The sequence below is a fragment of the Streptomyces sp. CB00316 genome, from assembly GCF_001905595.1.
In the GTDB taxonomy this organism is placed as follows: domain Bacteria; phylum Actinomycetota; class Actinomycetes; order Streptomycetales; family Streptomycetaceae; genus Streptomyces.
In genome coordinates, this window is record NZ_LIXI01000004.1 from 177630 (window position 1) to 193968 (window position 16339).

The following is a 16339-nucleotide window of genomic DNA, read 5'->3' on the forward strand; positions in this document are numbered from 1 at the left end:
AGGGGAAAGGTCCGGCCCTTCCGCCCCTCGGACCGGCCCTTGTCGCCCCGGAGCGCAGTCAATAGCGTGCGCTCGTGAAGATGGACCTGAACGCGGATCTCGGCGAGGGCTTCGGCCGCTGGACCCTGACCGATGACGAGGCGCTCCTCGCCTGTGTCACCAGCGCCAACGTGGCCTGCGGCTTCCACGCGGGTGACGCCTCCGTCATGCGGCGGGTCTGCGATGCGGCGGCGGTGAACGGTGTACGGATCGGGGCCCAGGTCTCCTACCGGGATCTGGCCGGGTTCGGGCGGCGGTCGATGGACGTGCCGCCCGACGAGCTGGCCGCCGAGGTCGCCTACCAGATAGGCGCCCTGCGGGTGTTCGCCGAAGCGGCCGGCTCCACCGTCTCCTACGTCAAACCGCACGGCGCCCTCTACAACCGGACCGTCCACGACGAGGAGCAGGCCGCGGCCGTCGTCGCGGGCGTCCGGCTCGCGGGCGGGGGCCTCGCCGTCCTCGGGCTGCCCGGCTCCCATCTGCTCGCCAACGCCTCCGCCGTCGGGCTGCCCGCCGTGGCGGAGGCCTTCGCCGACCGGGCCTACACGGCGCGGGGCACCCTGGTCCCCCGCGGCGAACCGGGGGCGGTCGTGCACGACGCCGACGACGTCGTACGCCGCGGTGTCGGCATGGCGCTCGACCGGGCGGTCACCGCGGCGGACGGCGGCCGGATATCCGTCGAGGCGCGCTCGCTCTGCGTCCACGGCGACACCCCGGGCGCTGCCGCCCTCGCGCGCCGGGTGCGGGCGGCGCTGGAGGACGCGGGCGTGCTCGTGGAGGCGTTCACGTGAGCCGGGGGGACGACGGTACGGAGGTGCGCGAGGTGCGCGTCCTGCCTGCCGGGGCGCACGCCCTCCTCGTCGAACTGGCCGACGGTCAGCATGCCGAGGCCTTCCACGCCGAGCTCCTCCGCCGGCGCGACCGGGGCGCGCTCCCCGGCGTACGCGAGATCGTCCCCGGCGCCCGGACCGTTCTGCTCGACGGGATCGAGGACCATCGGTGCCGTGGTGGCCGGGTGCCCACCGCCCGCGACCGGCTTGCGCGCGAACTCGTCTCCTGGACCCTGCCGCCGCTGCGCCGTGAGGTGCGCGACGCGGTCGAGATCCCCGTCGTGTACGACGGCCCCGATCTGGCCGAGGTCGCCGCGCTCTGGGGCGTCGGCGTCGACGAGGTGCCCGCACTCCATTCCCGTACCGCGTTCCGGGTGGCCTTCTGCGGGTTCGCGCCCGGGTTCGGGTACCTCACCGGGCTGCCCGAGCGGCTGCATGTGCCCCGGCGCGCGAGCCCGCGTACGAGGGTTCCGGCCGGGGCGCTGGCCCTAGCCGGGCCGTACACCGGGGTCTACCCGCGCCCCTCGCCCGGCGGCTGGCAGCTCATCGGGCGGATGGTGGACCCGGCGGCGCTGTGGGACCCGGGCAGGGAACCGGCGGCGCTGCTGGGGCCCGGGACCCGGGTGCGGTTCGTGGCTGCGGAGCCCGTACCCGTATCCCTTCCTCGTACGGAGTCGTGCCGGTGACCGCCGTACGGGACGGGCTCCTCCACATCGTCCGGGCCGGCGCCCTCACCACCGTCCAGGACGCCGGCCGGCCCGGCTGGGCGCACCTCGGCGTCGGGCGGGCCGGGGCCCTGGACGCGCCCGCCGCCCGGCTGGCCAACCGGCTCCTGGGCAACCCGCCGGGCGCCGCCGTCCTGGAGACCACCGTCACCGGGTGCGCCGTCCGCCCCGGCCGGACCGTGGTCGCCGTCGTCGGCGGTGCGGGGAGCCGGGTGACCGTCGACGGGCGGCCCGTGGCGTGGGGCGCGGCCGTGCGGGTCCCGGCGGGCGCGGTGCTGGACGTGGGTCCCGCGCTCAACGGTGTACGCGGCTACCTGGCGTTCGCGGGCGGCCTGGAGCCGGAACCGGTGCTGGGCAGCCGCTCCGCCGACCTCCTCTCGGGGCTGGGCCCGGCCCCCCTGGCGGAGGGCGACACGCTGCCGCTGGGCGAACCGGCCGGGGAGCCACCGGAAGGCGAAGGCCCCACCCCCTGGCCCGGCGCCCCCGCCGAGCTGGTGCTGCCCCTCCACCTCGGCCCGCGCCACGCGTGGTTCACGGCCGCAGCCCTGCGCACGCTCACCACCGCCGCCTACCGGGTCTCCCCGCACAGCAACCGCATCGGCCTCCGCACCGAAGGCCCCGCCCTGGCGCGGGCCCGTGACGGCGAACTGCCCAGCGAGGGCATGGTGCTGGGTGCGGTCCAGGTGCCCCCGGACGGCCGACCCGTCGTCTTCCTCAACGACCACCCGACGACCGGCGGCTACCCGGTCGTCGGCGTCGTACCGGAAACCGCCCTCGCCGGGGCGGCGCAGGCGGTTCCGGGAACGCGGGTCCGGTTCGTACGGGCGTAGGGCGTGGAAAGGGCCCGTACGGCACCCGGAAGCGACTCCCAGCGGCTCAGGCGCCCTTGAAGCCGCGCAGCCGCAGCGAGTTGCCGACCACGAACACCGACGAGAACGCCATCGCGGCCCCGGCGATCATCGGGCTGAGCAGCCCAGCCGCGGCCAGCGGCAGTGCGCCGACGTTGTAGGCGAAGGCCCAGAACAGGTTCGTCCGGATCGTGGAGAGCGTGCGGCGCGAGAGCCGGATGGCGTCCGCGGCGACCCGCAGGTCTCCCCGTACGAGGGTGAGGTCACCGGCCTCGATCGCGGCATCCGTCCCCGTACCCATGGCCAGCCCCAGGTCGGCCTGGGCGAGGGCGGCGGCGTCGTTGACCCCGTCGCCGACCATCGCGACGCTCCGGCCCTCCGACTGGAGGCGCTTGACGACGCCCACCTTGTCCTCGGGCATGACCTCCGCGTACACCTGCCCGGCGTCGATGCCGACCTCGGCCGCCACCGCCTCCGCGACGGCCCGGTTGTCGCCGGTGAGGAGGATCGGGGTGAGCCCCAGGGCGCGGAGCCGCTCGACGGCCTCGGCGCTGGTGTCCTTCACCGCGTCCGCGACCTCCAGGACCGCCCGCGCCTCCCCGTCCCACGCGACCGCGATCGCCGTGCGCCCGGCGCGCTCGGCCTCGGCCTTGGCACGGGCCAGACCGTCCGGCAGCCGGATCTCCCACTCGGCCAGGAGCTGCTCCCGGCCGACGAGGACGGCGTGGCCCTCGATGACGCCTTGGACGCCGAGGCCGGGGATGTTGGTGAAGTCCTGGGGGGTGGGGAGGGGGGATCTGTCGCCGAGGCGTTCGGTTGCGCCCGCGGCCACGGCCTGGGCGATGGGGTGTTCGGAGGAGTGTTCCAGTGCGCCTGCCAGGCGCAGGACGTCGTTCTCGGTGGTGCCGTGGGCGGTGTGGAGGGCGAGGAGGGTCATCTTTCCGGTGGTGACGGTGCCGGTCTTGTCGAGGACGATGGTGTCGACGCGGCGGGTGGTTTCGAGGACTTCGGGGCCTTTGATGAGGATGCCGAGCTGGGCGCCGCGGCCGGTGCCGACCATGAGGGCGGTGGGGGTGGCGAGGCCGAGGGCGCAGGGGCAGGCGATGATCAGGACGGCGACGGCGGCGGTGAAGGCGGCGGTGGGCCCGGCGCCGGTGCCGAGCCAGAAGCCCAGGGTGCCGAGTGACAGGGCGATGACGATGGGGACGAAGACGGCGGAGACGCGGTCGGCGAGGCGTTGGGCTGCTGCCTTGCCGTTCTGGGCGTCCTCGACGAGGCGGGCCATGCGGGCGAGCTGGGTGTCGGTGCCGATGCGGGTGGCTTCGACGACGAGGCGGCCGCCGGCGTTGATCGTGGCTCCGGTGACGGAGTCTCCGGTGGTGACCTCCACGGGGACGGACTCGCCGGTCAGCATGGAGGCGTCGACGGCCGAGCTGCCCTCGACGACCCTGCCGTCCGTGGCGATCTTCTCCCCGGGCCGGACCACGAAGCGGTCCCCGACCTGGAGTTCGGCGGTCGGCACGGTCACCTCGCGGCCCCCGCGCAGGACGGTGACCTCCTTCGCGCCCAGCTCCATGAGCGCCCGGAGCGCGGCCCCGGCCTTCCGCTTGGAGCGCGCCTCGAACCAGCGCCCGGCGAGGATGAAGGCGGTCACCCCGGCGGCGGCTTCGAGGTAGATGTTCCCGGCGCCGTCGCTGCGCGCGATGGTCAGCTCGAACGGGTGCGTCATCCCGGTCATGCCCGCCGTACCGAAGAACAGCGCCCACACCGACCACAGGAACGCCGCCGTCGTACCGACGGAGATCAGCGTGTCCATGGTCGCCGCGCCGTGCCGGAGGTTGGTCCAGGCGGCGCGGTGGAAGGGCCAGCCGGCGTAGGTGACGACGGGGGCGGCGAGGGTCAGGGAGAGCCACTGCCAGTTGTCGAACTGGAGGGCCGGGATCATCGCCATCGCGATGACCGGGACGGCGAGGACGAGCGAGGTGATCAGGCGCTGGCGGAGTGCGGTGAGCCCGTCGTCGGGTTCGGACTCCGCCGCCGTCCCGCCCTTCCCCCCTCCCGTCTCCGGCGGTGGCGGTTCCTGGGCGGTGTAGCCGGTGGCTTCGACGGTGGAGATCAGGTCCTGTACGGAGACGTCCTCGCCCCGGTACGTCACCTTCGCCTTCTCGGTGGCGTAGTTGACGGTCGCCTCCACGCCGTCCATCCGGTTGAGCTTCTTCTCGATGCGGGCCGCGCAGGAGGCGCAGGTCATCCCGCCGATGGTGAGCTCGACGGTGCCGGTGGCGGGGGCGGTGTCCATGCCGGTGCCGGTGGTGGCGGAGTGAGTGGGCACGGGGTCCTCCTGGCGACGGTCTCAGATACCCCTAGGGGGTATCCCTTTCTCCTCCCATGTATACCCCCCACCCCTATGAAGTGCAAGGCGCGCCGGGGGGCACCTGCCGTGCGGGGTCGCACATCTCCGCGATCATGCGTTCAGATGGAGGGCTGCGCGGCCGCTCGGCCGCCCCGTAGGCTGGTCATTGGACTAGACCTATAACTGCGTATCGGAGGAATGGGACCCATGAGCAACCGTGCAGTCCTGGAGGTGATCGCTCTCGACGCGGAGGACGCGGTCGCTGCCCAGGCAGGTGGTGCAGACCGCCTCGAACTGGTCACCGACATGGCCGCGGACGGCCTGACGCCGTCACGGGAGACCTTCACGGCGATCCGGTCTGCCGTGGACATCCCGCTGCGCGTGATGCTCAGAGTGGCGGACGGGTTCGCCGCCGGTGACATCGATGTGCTGGTCGGCAAGGCCCGCGAGATGCGGAGGGTCGGCGCCGACGAGTACGTCCTCGGCTTCCTCGACGAGGACGGCCACGCCGACCTCGTGGCCGTCGAACGGATCGTCGCCGAGCTGGACGGCGCCCGGTGGACGTTCCACCGCGCGATCGACCGGGCCGCCGACCGCGACGCCCTGCGCAAGCAGCTCGCGGACCTGCCCGGCCTGGACACCTACCTCACGGCGGGTTCGCCGACCGGGGTCGACGACGGCATTCCGACGCTCCTCGCCGAGGCCGCCCGCACCGGGCAGCCGGGGTACGAGCCGCAGATCCTGGTGGGCGGCGGCCTCCAGCTCCACCACCTGCCGCGGCTGCGGTCGGCGGGCATCGACGCCTTCCACATCGGCGGCGCGGCCCGTCCGGCCGGCTGGTCGGCGCCGGTGGACGCGGCGGCGGTACGGGAGTGGCGCGAGGCGCTCGACGCCTGAGGCGGCCGGGTTCCCGGAAAGGGTGGGACCGGCACGGTCCCACCCTCGCCGTATCTCTTACCCCAGCGCCTCCGGCAACGCCGCCGCGTGCACCACCGTCAGCCCCGACACCGCACGGGTCAGCGCGACGTACAGCCGCCGCAGCCCGGTCCGCTCGTCCGGCTCGCCGTCCACCACGGCCGCCGGCTCGTCCAGCACCACGTAGTCGTACTCCAGGCCCTTCGCCAGCGACGCGGGCACCAGCGTCAGCCGCGACGCGGCGGTGGTCTCCTCACCGGGCGAGAGGTACGCGTGACCCGCCGCCTCCAGCGCCGCACCCAGCGCCGGAATCCGGGCGTCGGCGGCGATCAGCCCGATGGACCCCTCGTGGCGCAGCGACTCCTCGCAGGCGGAGACGACGGCGGAGTCCAGCAGCTCCGTGCCGGGAACGGCTTGTACGACCAGCGAACCCGGCGACTCACGCACCGACTCCACCGCCGTCAGCCCCGGCGAGATCGCGGGCAGCAGCCGGGAGGCGTACGCGATCACCTCGCGCGGCACGCGGAAGCCGGCCGTCAGCTCCTCCACCACCGCGTCCGACTTGCCCAGGTGGAACAGCGCCTCGTCCCAGCTCTCCGTGGACCACGGCGTCGTCCCCTGCGCGAGGTCCCCGAGCACGGTCGCCGAACCCGTGGAGCAGCGCCGCCCCACCGCCCGGTACTGCATGGGGGAGAGGTCCTGCGCCTCGTCGAGCACGACATGGCCGAGCGAGTGCGTACGGGCCACCAGGTCACGGGCCTCGTCGATGAGCACCGCGTCCGCCGCCGACCACCTGGCCGACTTCACGCCGCGGGCGGGCTTCGCCCAGAGGATCAGCTTCTGCTCGTCCTCGCTGAGCAGCCCCTCCGCGTGGACGGCCAGGAACTCCGGGTCGGCCAGCAGCCGCAGCACGAGCTTCGCCGGGTCGACGGCGGGCCAGACCGCCTTCACGGCCGCCTTCACCGCGGGGTTGCGGGCCACCGTGTTCTGCACCCGGTCGTCGGGGGCCTCGCCCGCCTCCTCCATCCGTACGAGGACGGCGTGCGCGATCCGCTGCGGCAGGGCCTCGTGGGCGGAGCCGTACCGCATGTCCCGGGCGAGCAGCTCGTCGACCATCTCCTCGATCTCGTACGCGGGCACCCGCCAGCGCCGCGACCCGCGCACCACGACGACGGGCTCGGTGGGGGTGGTCACGTGCGAGCGGATGGCCCGGCGCAGCACCTCGGCCATCCGGGCGTCACCCTTGATGACGGCGGCGGCCGCGTCGTCCGTGCCCCGCACCTCCACGTCAGCCGTCACCAGGTCGTCGACGGTGGCCTGCCTGACCTCCAGCTCACCGAGGGCGGGCAGGACCTGCTCGATGTAGTGGAGGAAGGACCGGTTGGGCCCGATGACGAGGGTGCCGGTGCGGGCGAGGCGGTCCCGGTGCGCGTACAGCAGGAACGCCACCCGGTGGAGGCCGACGGCGGTCTTCCCGGTGCCGGGACCGCCCTGGACGCAGACGGTGCCGCCGAGGCCGCTCCGCACGATCTCGTCCTGCTCGGGCTGGATGGTGGCGACGATGTCGCGCATCGGGCCGACGCGCGGCCGCTCGATCTCCGCCTGGAGGAGGCGGCTGGTGTGCGCGATCTCGGCGGGGTCGGTGAGGTGCTCGTCCTCGTACGCGGTGAGCTCGCCGGCCGTGTACCCGAAGCGGCGGCGGAGCCCCACGTCCTGGGGGTTCCTGGGGGACGCCTGGTAGTACGGCTGGGAGACCGGGGCCCGCCAGTCGATGACCATCGGGTCCCCGGCGGCGTCGTGGACGTGGCGGCGCCCGATGTAGAACCGCTCGCCCTCCGCGCCCTCGGCCAGGTCGCCGCCGACGGCGTGGAGGTAGTCGAGGCGGCCGAAGAACAGGGGGGTGTGGGAGAGGTCGGCGAGCGCCTTGACGCGGTCGTCGATCTGGGACTGGAGCACGGCGGCGTTGACCCAGTTCGCGGTGACATCGCGGATGTCGAGGGCCTGGACGTCCTCGCGCATCGCGCGCAGGGCGGCGCGGGACGCGGCGAGATGGGCGCGTTCGTGCGCCAGGGGGTCGGCGGGGTCGGTGGTGGAATCGCTTTCTGCTACGTGCGCGGGCACGGTGTTGCCTCCGGCTCTTCAACGCAGGACGGCGGACCGCTCGTCGGTACCGGCGGAGCCGGAGCAGGACGGTCCGCTCGGAAGGTTCGTTCGCGTGTGTCGGCCGGTTTCCGTCCGGTCGGCGGCGCTCCCGGGGCCGTCGATACGGCGCGGGAGGCGGGCAGACCGGCGATTGTAGCCACCGGGCGGGGCCCGAGCGAAACGGAATACGCCTCTCCCGGAGGCGGAGGGACCAGGGGTACCCGTAGGGGATGCGTACGGCCCGGGCGGTACCGGAGAGCTACGCGCCCGGCGCGCGGGTTCCCTCTGCGGGCCGACGCGCCCATACGGGTGACGGGAGCACCATGGATACATGAGCACAGCCACCCTGAACCCACGCAGGACCCGGTCCGCGCACGGCGCGACCCCGGTCACCGGTCACCACCGCCCCCACCGCGTCGGAGACGCCGTTCGTGCCGTCAAGGTCTTCGTGACGACCGCCTTCGGGGTCGTCCTCCTGGGGGAGTTCGCCGAGGAGGCAGGGGTCCGGCGGGCCCGCTGAGGCACCCGCCGCACTCCCGCTCTCCCCGTCTCAGTCACCGGCGAGCAGCTCGTCCGCGTCGACGATCCGGTACGCGTACCCCTGCTCGGCCAGGAACCGCTGGCGGTGCGCCGCGAAGTCCTGGTCGATGGTGTCGCGGGCGACGACCGAGTAGAACCGCGCCTCGTGCCCGTCGGCCTTCGGCCGCAGGACGCGCCCCAGCCGCTGCGCCTCCTCCTGGCGCGACCCGAAGGTCCCGGAGACCTGGATGGCGACGGTGGCCTCGGGCAGGTCGATGGAGAAGTTGGCGACCTTGGAGACGACGAGGACGCTGATCTCCCCGTTCCGGAACGCGCCGAAGAGCTTCTCCCGCTGGGCGTTGCTGGTCTCGCCCTTGATGACGGGGGCGTCCAGGTGCTCGCCGAGCTCGTCGAGCTGGTCGATGTACTGCCCGATGACGAGGGTCTGCTCGCCCTGGTGCTTGCGTACGAGCGCCTCGGTGACCTTCCGCTTGGTGGCGGTGGTCGCGCAGAACCGGTACTTCTCCTCCGCCTCGGCCGTCGCGTACGCGAGCCGCTCGGAGTCGGTGAGGTTGACCCGTACCTCCACGCAGTCGGCGGGCGCGATGTAGCCCTGCGCCTCGATCTCCTTCCACGGGGCGTCGAACCGCTTGGGCCCGATCAGCGAGAACACGTCCGACTCGCGGCCGTCCTCCCGGACGAGCGTCGCCGTGAGACCCAGCCGCCGCCGGGCCTGGAGGTCGGCGGTGAACTTGAAGACGGGCGCGGGCAGCAGGTGCACCTCGTCGTAGACGACCAGGCCCCAGTCGCGGGAGTCGAAGAGCTCCAGGTGCGGGTAGACGCCCTTACGGCGGGTCGTCAGCACCTGGTAGGTGGCGATGGTGACCGGCCGGATCTCCTTCTTCGTACCGCTGTACTCGCCGATCTCCTCCTCGGTCAGCGACGTCCGCTTCACCAGCTCGTGCTTCCACTGGCGGGCGGAGACGGTGTTGGTGACGAGGATCAGCGTGGTCGCCTTGGCCTGGGCCATGGCACCGGCGCCCACGAGGGTCTTCCCGGCCCCGCAGGGCAGGACGACCACCCCGGACCCGCCGTGCCAGAACCCTTCCACCGCCTGCTTCTGGTACGGCCGCAGGGCCCAGCCGTCCTCGGCCAGCTCGATGGGGTGCGCCTCGCCGTCGACGTAACCCGCGAGGTCCTCGGCGGGCCAGCCCAGCTTCAGCAGGGTCTGCTTGATCTGCCCGCGCTCGGAGGGGTGCACGGCCACGGTGTCCGGGTCGAGCCGGGCGCCGACGAGCGGCTGCACCTTCTTCGACCGCAGGATCTCCTCCAGCACGGGCCGGTCGGTGCTGGTGAGCACGAGCCCGTGCACCGGGTGCTTGGAGAGGGTGAGCCGCCCGTACCGCGCCATCGTCTCGGCGATGTCGACCAGGAGCGCGTGCGGCACGGGGTAGCGGGAGTACTCCACCAGGGCGTCGACGACCTGCTCGGCGTCGTGCCCGGCGGCGCGGGCGTTCCACAGCCCGAGCGGGGTGACCCGGTACGTGTGGATGTGCTCGGGCGCACGCTCCAGCTCCGCGAAGGGCGCGATGACCCGGCGGCAGGCGTCCGCCAGCTCGTGGTCGACCTCGAGGAGCAGCGTCTTGTCGCTCTGGACGATGAGGGGTCCGGTCACGCGCTTCGGCCCTTTCTGCGGGGTGCGGCCGCGGATGCGGCCAAACGTCCAGTGTGCCGCATCGTGGGGCGGGGCGGGGTGAGTGCGTGCGGAGCCCGGGCGGCGGCCCCGGCCTCAGGCCCCGCGCCGCTGCGGCCCGAAGCGCACGGGGACGCCGGGGGAGTACAGCACGCTCACCGGATCGCCGGCCGGTGCGGGCAGCCCTCCGGCCGCCACCAGGTCCTCGTCGCACGCGAGGAGCTCCGCCCGGTGCAGGGGCCAGCGGGGATGGACGTTGGGCAGGTACGCGGTCCGCCCGAAGAACGAGCTGTGCAGGGCCCAACGGGCCGTGAGGAAGTGCTCCAGGGGCGTGGGTTCGTCGATCGGATCCCCCGCCCGCAGCACGATCCGGCTCCGCGCGCCGCGTGGGCCGGGCCAGCGCCGGGTGCTCGTGTACGTGAGGGTGTCGCCGGACCGTTCGATGTCCATCCGGGACCACACGTACGGCAGCCGCACCGCGGCCCGCGCCACGAGGACGGGGATCAGCCGCGAGGCGTCGAGGGACCGGAAGACGACACCGCGCCGCCCGCGCTCGTCGACCGAGTACAGCCGCACATTGGTCTCGGGAAAGGTCCCCAGGTAGGGGATGCCCGGCAGCCCGAGCCACCCCACCCGGTGCATCCGGAACGCCACGAGCCCCACGTGGGCCGTCCCGTCGAAGGTGTCCGGCACGGTCCCCGCCGGCAACAGCGGCGCCACGTGAGCCGGATCGACCGCCCAGTGCAGGAACGCCAGATCCAGCCAGGACTGCGTGAGCAGCGGAGGCATCGGCGCGGCGGGCGGTCCGGGCGACACCGGTTCGGGCGTCACAGGGCGGGGCGGCACGCGCTTCGGCTCGGGGACCCGGTCGGCGGAGGCCATCTCCGTACGCGGCCCCGCTACTCGGCTTCGCCGGGCTGCCCGGAGCGCTTGCTCCGCCCGACGCCGGGCACGGCGAGACAGAGGACGGCCGCCACGACGATCGCCATCATGATCTGCTCACCGGCGGTCAGGGTTCCGATCATCGTCGTCTCCTCGGTGGATCGGTGGATCGGTGGATCGGTGGTCGTGCATCGGCCGAGTGCGTACGGCGAACATGTCATGCGGCGCGACCCGCGACAACCATGAAGGTGATCTTCTGAGCCTCCCTTGAGCACACCGGAATCGAGCGCCAAGGCGGCCGCCCCTACCCCTGCTCGTCCTCCGCCAGCTCCGCCACCCCCGTGATCCGGTGCAGCGCGAACGTGCGGACCTCGTCGGCCGTGTGGTCGTACGCCGTGACGAAGCCGCCCTCCACGCGGACCGGGGCGATCACGCGCTGGCTGGCCGCACCCTCCGCGTTGACGTAGCCGATCCAGACCGCGGAGCCCGTCATCGCGGCCGCCTGGACCGTGGCCAGGGTCTCCGCCGAGGTGGTGCGGGGGAGGGCGTCGGAGGTGCGCGCCCCCGCAGCGCCCTCGGGGGATTTTTTGCGGACCACCGTGGCGGCCGTGTCGCCGGCGCGGATGGCCCGTACCGCCGCGCCGAGCAGGGTGGTGTCCGGGACCGGGGGGCCTTCGGGGACCGGGGTGGGAGGGGTACGGGGCGGGGTGCGGCGGGCGCCGGCGCGGGTGATCAGGACATCGCCCTCGGCCGATTCGGCGGCGGGGGCGTACCCCATCTCGCGCAGCGCTTCGAGGAGGTAGCCGGGGTCGGCCTGGGAGGCCAGGACCGTGGGGGCCAGGCGGCGGAGCCGGAGTCCGGTGGAGCGGCGGTCGGCCAGGATCTCGTTGAGGACTGCCTCGTCGTCGCAGCGTACGTACGCGGAGGCCGCCCCGATCCGCAGGTGGCCGTGGCGGCGGGCCACGTCGTCGATCAGGTAGCTCAGCGGCTGCGGCACCGGCGTACGGCTGTGCGCGGCCAGGAACGCGTGCAGGTCGGCCGCCGCCTGCCCGGCGTCCAGCGCGCGGCGCACGGAGCCGGGCGTGAAGCGGTAGACCGTCGCCCCGCCCTTCGACTCGACGTCCGCGAGGACCGACAGGGCCTCCGCCAGCGGGCGTTCCAGGGGCCCCGGCGCCACCGCCGTCAGGTCCGCCTGGAGCAGGACGTGGTCCAGGGGTTCGGGCAGGAGCGGGGCCAGGAGGGCGGCGGCCGCGTCCTCGCCCTCGTCCAGCAGGGCGCGGGCCTGCGAGGAGAGCGCGCCGCGGCCCGTGATGCCCAGCAACTCCGCCTCGTTGAGCGTCCACAGGGCGAGCCGGGAGCGGAGGTCGGTGCTCTCTCCGGAGGGCGAGGAACCACGCAGCGGGCGTTCCCAGCGCAGCCGTCGCAGCAGCGTCTCCGGGTCCGGCGCGGTGCCCGGCGGCAGTTCGGCGAAGAGGGCCAGCACCCGGCGGCGTACCTCGGGGGCGGCCGAGCGGTCCAGCTCGGGGCCGAGCGCGGACAGGGCCCGCCCCTTCGCGTCCTGGCCGCCGACCAGGCCGGGGACCCGGGTGGCCGGGAGCCAGGCGGTGGCGAGGTGGGTCCAGCGGTCCTGGGCGGAGAGGTCGAGCCACTCGTCGTACGCGGGCGTCGGCGCGTACCGCTCGTCGCTCTCGCCGTCGGTGGCCAGCAGCCCCGCCGCGTAGGCGAGTTCGACCCAGAACGCGGCGATCGGCTCCGCCACCTCCAGCGCGGCCGCCGCCCGTTTCAGCTCCCGCACGCTCAGGCCGCCCGCGCGCAGGATCGCCGGGCCGCCGCCGTTCCAGAGCTTCAGCAGCTCCTCGACCGTGGACAGCGCGGTGAACGCCTGGCCGGCCGCCGCCCTGTCCACAGCCTGTGGATCGCGTTCGGCTGCCGCCGCGACGACCGGGGGGACCGGTTCCGGTACGCGGTGTGCGCGTCCGGCGCGCAGATGGAGGGCCGCCTCGCGCGGCAGGACCACCGTGCGCGTCGAGACCGGCAGCAGCAGGCCCCGGTCGCGCAGCCACTTCACCGGCGGGGTCGGGTTCGGGGTGACCTCACCGTACGGCGGCCCCCATACCAGCCGGTCCAGGACCGACAGCGCCTCCACCGGGGCCGTGTCCAGCAGCTGCGCCATCCGCGTCCGGTCCGTGAACAGGGCGGACAGCGCGGCCACCGCCGAGACCGGGTCGTGTGTGGCGGGAAGCCCGGACGCCACCAGGATCTCCTGGAGCCGGCCCGGCGACATCCCGGCCGTCGCCTCGGCGACCGTCGGGCCGAGGCCGGTGGGGGAGGGGTGCTGCGGGGACGGGGCGAGCAGCTCGCGGGCCGTACGCACGAGCCGCAGCCGTTCGTCCTCGCCCCAGACCAGGGCCTGTTCGCGCAGCGTGGCCAGCGCGCCCGGCAGCGCGGCGGTGACCGCTGCCCCCACGTCGTCGCACTGCTCGCCGTCGTCGAGCCCGTCGCCGGTGAGCAGCGAGAGCAGCGTGTCGTAAGGGGCCGGGTCCGGGGCCACCGCCAGCGCCTCGGCGGTCTGCAGCGCGAACCGGTCCAGGTGTTCCACGGCGCGGACCACCGAGGCCCGGGTGCTGGCCCTGGTGGCGAGCTGGGTGATGTCGTTCGGCACCGGGTTGAGGAGGTCGGGGCGGGCACGCAGCAGCCCGGCCAGCGATTCGTCGCCCCGGGCGCGCAGGGCTTCGGCGAGCGTGCGCGGTGGTGTGGTCGTCCCCATCCGTCCCACGTTAGCCGCTGAAACGCTACCGTCGGGGCAGGGCGGCAAGAGGGGATGCACCGCGTGGGGATCGAGAGCGACCAGCTCGTCTACGACTACCTGAGCCGGGTCGGCGACCTGGCCCAGCAGCAACAGCTGTCGTCGGGCGCCCGGATGCGGCTCGTCTCGACGCTGCGGGGCGAGATCGACCGCCGCCGCGCGAGCGAGGGCGCGGACTCCCCGGCGGCCGTGCGGCGGATCATCGGCAGGCTCGGGAGCCCGGCCGAACTGGTCGGCGCGGCGGCGGAGTCGGGCGACGGGACGGTGCCGCTGCCGTCGGCGCGTACGGGCGGCGGCGCGGCGGTCCCCAAGCCCCGGAGCGGGTTCCTCCGCAAGGGCCCGAAGGAGGCGGACGAGCCGGGGGCGGCCTCCGGCCCCGCGCCTGATCCCGCCTCCGATCCCGCCCCGAAAGCCGGTTCCTGGCGGGGCGCGTCGCGGCCCGCCGCCGACCGTCCCCGAACGGATCTCACGAAGCCCCCCGGCCCCGACGACGCCCCTGACGCCCCTGCCCCGGCCCCGGACGCCGACAGCGCCCCCACCACCCCCTGGCCCCACCCCTCCGCGCCGCACATCCTCGGCCCCGACCAGCAGGGCACCGGCGAGGAGGACTGGTGGCGCCTGGAGCCCGGGCCCTTCGACGCGGGGACCGCCATCCCCGGGTTCCACGGCGGCATCGAGGCCCCGGAGCTCCTCGGCAGGCGGCCGGCGAAGCCCACCGCCGCGGACAAGGAGGCGGAGGAGCAAGAAGAGGAAGAGGAAGAGGCCACGGAGGACGGCGAGGCCGACACCGCAGCGGGCCCCCGCCGCCGCGCCCTCCGCATCCCGAGGCCGCGCCGCCGCAAGCCCGTCGTCGTGGCCGAACCCGTCGTCGCGGCCCCGGCCCCCCGTGGCGGGTTCGCCCACCCCCTGCTGCTCCTGGCCGCCGTGCTGCTGATCGCCGGGGTTGTCACCGGGTCCTGGATCCCGCTCGCGGGCGGCTGGCTCATCGCGTACGGCTCCCGGACCCTCTCCCGTACGGAGGCGAAGTGGGCGGCCCTGGGGCTCCCGGGCGTGGTCGTCGCCGGGGCGCTCGTCTGGGTGTGGGGGCGGCTGGACGGGCGCTGGGGCGAGCCCATCGAGGACGGGGCGCTCCGCGAGGTGCTGGCCGGCGCCTGGCCCGTGGTCGTCCGCATCGCGGCCGTCGCCTCCGCGCTCTACCTGGTGTGGCGGGCGCGGAGGCGGGGGTGAGAAGCCCCGGGAGCTACCTCGTCAGGTCGGCCTTGAGCTCTTCGAGGATCTTGTCGGCCGCCGTGTAGCCGATGCCCTGGACCCACAGCTGGTCGTCGACCGCGAAGACCTTGCCGTTCTTCACGGCGTCCATGTTCTTCCACCGGCCGCGGCCGGTGGTCTGCGTCTCCTTGGACTTCGTTCGGAACGGACTTCGGAACGGACTTCGGGAGGATTACTAAGGCTGGCTAAGTACCGGCTCAGTCCAGGCGGCGGGGGTTTCACCGAGGACGGCGGTGGGCCGGTCCGCCGGGCCCGTCGGCACAATGGTCCCCATGGCTTCCACGGCTTCGAGCCCTCACCCGGTCCCCGTCCCGGCCTCCGGCCCCCTCACGGTCGGCTTCGACCTCGACATGACCCTCATCGACTCCCGGGCCGGTATCGCCGCCACCTACCGGGCCCTCTCCGCCGAGACGGGGGTCCCCATCGACGACGCCCTGGTGGTGAGCCGGATCGGCCCGCCGCTGGAGGAGGAGCTGGCGCACTGGTTCCCGGCCGGCGAGGTGGCCGCCGCCGGTGACCGCTACCGGGAGCTCTACCCCGACCACGCGATAGCGCCGAGCACGGCCCTCGCCGGGGCGCGGGAGTCGATCGCCGAGGTACGGGCGCTCGGCGGCCGGGCGATCGTCGTGACGGCGAAGTACGAGCCGAACGCCAAGCTGCACCTGGCCCACCTCGGCATCGAGCCGGACTCGGTGATCGGCTGGCTCTGGGCGGAGGCCAAGGGCGAGGCACTGCTGGAGCACGGGGCGCAGGTGTACGTGGGCGACCACGTGGGGGACGTCCGCGGGGCGCGCGTCGCCGGGGCGCTGTCGGTCGCCGTGACGACGGGCCCGTGCGACGAGCGGGAGTTGCGGGCGGCGGGCGCGGACGTGGTGCTGGCGGACCTGACACGGTTCCCGGCCTGGCTGCGGGCGTTCGAGGCGGACCGGCAGGCGGCCTGAGAACCCCCGCTACCGCTCCTGCCCGGCCTGGGTCACCCGGTCGATCACCCAGTCGAGGCCGTGCGGCCCCGGCGCGTACGAGGGTGCCTGCCGCCAGACCTCGCTGAACCCCGCGACGAGGGCGGACCGGGCGTCCGCACCCTCCGGCAGCCGGGACCGCAGCAGCTCCAGCAGGAGCGGGGCGAGCAGATCGTAGAGCTGACCGAGCGCGTCCCGGCCGCCATGGGCGATCTGTACGAGGAGGTCGTCGACGTGCGCCGTCGCCCGGCCCGGAACGTCACAGGCCGCGGGATGGACCGGAAGGGCGTGCCCTGCGTGCTTCACCCGACCGAGCTTAGCCATCCCGCGCGACCGGCGTGATCCGGACGAAAGATCGA

The 16339-nt window shown here is 74.2% G+C and carries 14 protein-coding genes and 1 pseudogene; 7 read left to right on the forward strand and 8 right to left on the reverse strand.

The genetic code is table 11. The features are described from left to right. Positions 1 to 80 precede the first annotated feature (80 nt). Genes AMK21_RS12205 through AMK21_RS12215 form a run of 3 tightly spaced genes read left to right on the forward strand, consistent with a single transcriptional unit; the run spans position 81 to position 2424 of the window. Positions 81 to 830: a LamB/YcsF family protein gene (locus AMK21_RS12205; RefSeq protein WP_073877902.1), complete on the forward strand. Its 750-nt coding sequence runs from the start codon at positions 81 to 83 to the stop codon at positions 828 to 830. Then, the gene (locus tag AMK21_RS12210) at positions 827 to 1555 is read left to right on the forward strand and encodes a 5-oxoprolinase subunit B family protein (protein WP_234421911.1); all 729 of its coding nucleotides are present in this window, start codon (positions 827 to 829) and stop codon (positions 1553 to 1555) included. The genes AMK21_RS12205 and AMK21_RS12210 overlap by 4 nt, the downstream gene beginning before the upstream one ends. Continuing rightward, on the forward strand, positions 1552 to 2424 hold the full coding sequence (locus AMK21_RS12215) for a biotin-dependent carboxyltransferase family protein (RefSeq protein WP_107429924.1): 873 nt from the start codon (positions 1552 to 1554) through the stop codon (positions 2422 to 2424). The genes AMK21_RS12210 and AMK21_RS12215 overlap by 4 nt, the downstream gene beginning before the upstream one ends. Positions 2425 to 2470: 46 nt before the next feature. Here AMK21_RS12215 and AMK21_RS12220 read toward each other — a convergent pair whose 3' ends face one another. Beyond that, positions 2471 to 4774 carry a heavy metal translocating P-type ATPase gene (locus AMK21_RS12220; protein WP_420712491.1) on the reverse strand — a complete coding sequence of 768 codons (2304 nt, stop codon included), beginning with the start codon at positions 4772 to 4774 and terminating at the stop codon, positions 2471 to 2473. A 228-nt stretch (positions 4775 to 5002) separates the two neighbouring features. Here AMK21_RS12220 and AMK21_RS12225 point away from each other — a divergent pair, with 228 nt between their 5' ends. Beyond that, positions 5003 to 5692 carry a copper homeostasis protein CutC gene (locus AMK21_RS12225; RefSeq protein ID WP_073877111.1) on the forward strand — a complete coding sequence of 230 codons (690 nt, stop codon included), beginning with the start codon at positions 5003 to 5005 and terminating at the stop codon, positions 5690 to 5692. 57 nt (positions 5693 to 5749) lie between these two features. Here the strand turns inward: AMK21_RS12225 and AMK21_RS12230 are convergent, their stop codons facing one another. Then, on the reverse strand, positions 5750 to 7831 hold the full coding sequence (locus AMK21_RS12230; protein ID WP_073877113.1) for a HelD family protein: 2082 nt from the start codon (positions 7829 to 7831) through the stop codon (positions 5750 to 5752). Positions 7832 to 8183: 352 nt separating this feature from the next. On the opposite strand from AMK21_RS12230, the gene AMK21_RS12235 reads away from it, so the two are divergent. After that, positions 8184 to 8372, forward strand: a complete 189-nt coding sequence (locus tag AMK21_RS12235; protein ID WP_073877115.1) for a hypothetical protein — start codon at positions 8184 to 8186, stop codon at positions 8370 to 8372. Positions 8373 to 8402: 30 nt separating this feature from the next. Here the strand turns inward: AMK21_RS12235 and AMK21_RS12240 are convergent, their stop codons facing one another. The 4 genes from AMK21_RS12240 to AMK21_RS12250 form a co-directional block, all read right to left on the reverse strand. Continuing rightward, positions 8403 to 10046, reverse strand: coding sequence for a DNA repair helicase XPB (locus AMK21_RS12240; RefSeq protein WP_073877117.1), 1644 nt, complete (start codon positions 10044 to 10046; stop codon positions 8403 to 8405). Between the two features lie 114 nt (positions 10047 to 10160). Then, positions 10161 to 10946, reverse strand: a complete 786-nt coding sequence (locus AMK21_RS12245; RefSeq protein ID WP_234421912.1) for a YqjF family protein — start codon at positions 10944 to 10946, stop codon at positions 10161 to 10163. 17 nt (positions 10947 to 10963) lie between these two features. Next, positions 10964 to 11089 carry a hypothetical protein gene (locus tag AMK21_RS36655; protein ID WP_267893912.1) on the reverse strand — a complete coding sequence of 42 codons (126 nt, stop codon included), beginning with the start codon at positions 11087 to 11089 and terminating at the stop codon, positions 10964 to 10966. 161 nt (positions 11090 to 11250) lie between these two features. Then, the gene (locus AMK21_RS12250; protein WP_073877119.1) at positions 11251 to 13713 is read right to left on the reverse strand and encodes a helicase C-terminal domain-containing protein; all 2463 of its coding nucleotides are present in this window, start codon (positions 13711 to 13713) and stop codon (positions 11251 to 11253) included. 54 nt (positions 13714 to 13767) lie between these two features. Between AMK21_RS12250 and AMK21_RS12255 the strand changes: the two genes are divergently transcribed. Next, positions 13768 to 14979, forward strand: a complete 1212-nt coding sequence (locus AMK21_RS12255) for a hypothetical protein (RefSeq protein WP_079181143.1) — start codon at positions 13768 to 13770, stop codon at positions 14977 to 14979. 13 nt (positions 14980 to 14992) lie between these two features. Here AMK21_RS12255 and AMK21_RS34290 read toward each other — a convergent pair. Next, a pseudogene (locus AMK21_RS34290) lies at positions 14993 to 15157 on the reverse strand (iron-siderophore ABC transporter substrate-binding protein); the annotation flags it as partial. A 136-nt stretch (positions 15158 to 15293) separates the two neighbouring features. Here AMK21_RS34290 and AMK21_RS12260 point away from each other — a divergent pair. After that, positions 15294 to 15962: an HAD family hydrolase gene (locus AMK21_RS12260; protein WP_073877910.1), complete on the forward strand. Its 669-nt coding sequence runs from the start codon at positions 15294 to 15296 to the stop codon at positions 15960 to 15962. A 9-nt stretch (positions 15963 to 15971) separates the two neighbouring features. On the opposite strand, the gene AMK21_RS12265 is transcribed toward AMK21_RS12260, so the two are convergent. Beyond that, positions 15972 to 16286 carry a hypothetical protein gene (locus AMK21_RS12265; protein ID WP_073877121.1) on the reverse strand — a complete coding sequence of 105 codons (315 nt, stop codon included), beginning with the start codon at positions 16284 to 16286 and terminating at the stop codon, positions 15972 to 15974. Between the last annotated feature and the right edge of the window lie 53 nt (positions 16287 to 16339).

Excerpts from the sequence above, each read along its gene's own strand:
- AMK21_RS12205 (WP_073877902.1), top strand. The coding sequence starts at position 81 with ATGGACCTGAACGCGGATCTCGGCGAGGGCTTCGGCCGCTGGACCCTG.
- AMK21_RS12225 (WP_073877111.1), top strand. The coding sequence starts at position 5,003 with ATGAGCAACCGTGCAGTCCTGGAGGTGATCGCTCTCGACGCGGAGGAC.
- AMK21_RS12235 (WP_073877115.1), top strand. The coding sequence starts at position 8,184 with ATGAGCACAGCCACCCTGAACCCACGCAGGACCCGGTCCGCGCACGGC.
- AMK21_RS12245 (WP_234421912.1), bottom strand. The coding sequence starts at position 10,946 with ATGGCCTCCGCCGACCGGGTCCCCGAGCCGAAGCGCGTGCCGCCCCGC.
- AMK21_RS36655 (WP_267893912.1), bottom strand. The coding sequence starts at position 11,089 with ATGATCGGAACCCTGACCGCCGGTGAGCAGATCATGATGGCGATCGTC.
- AMK21_RS12250 (WP_073877119.1), bottom strand. The coding sequence starts at position 13,713 with ATGGGGACGACCACACCACCGCGCACGCTCGCCGAAGCCCTGCGCGCC.
- AMK21_RS12255 (WP_079181143.1), top strand. The coding sequence starts at position 13,768 with ATGCACCGCGTGGGGATCGAGAGCGACCAGCTCGTCTACGACTACCTG.
- AMK21_RS12260 (WP_073877910.1), top strand. The coding sequence starts at position 15,294 with ATGGCTTCCACGGCTTCGAGCCCTCACCCGGTCCCCGTCCCGGCCTCC.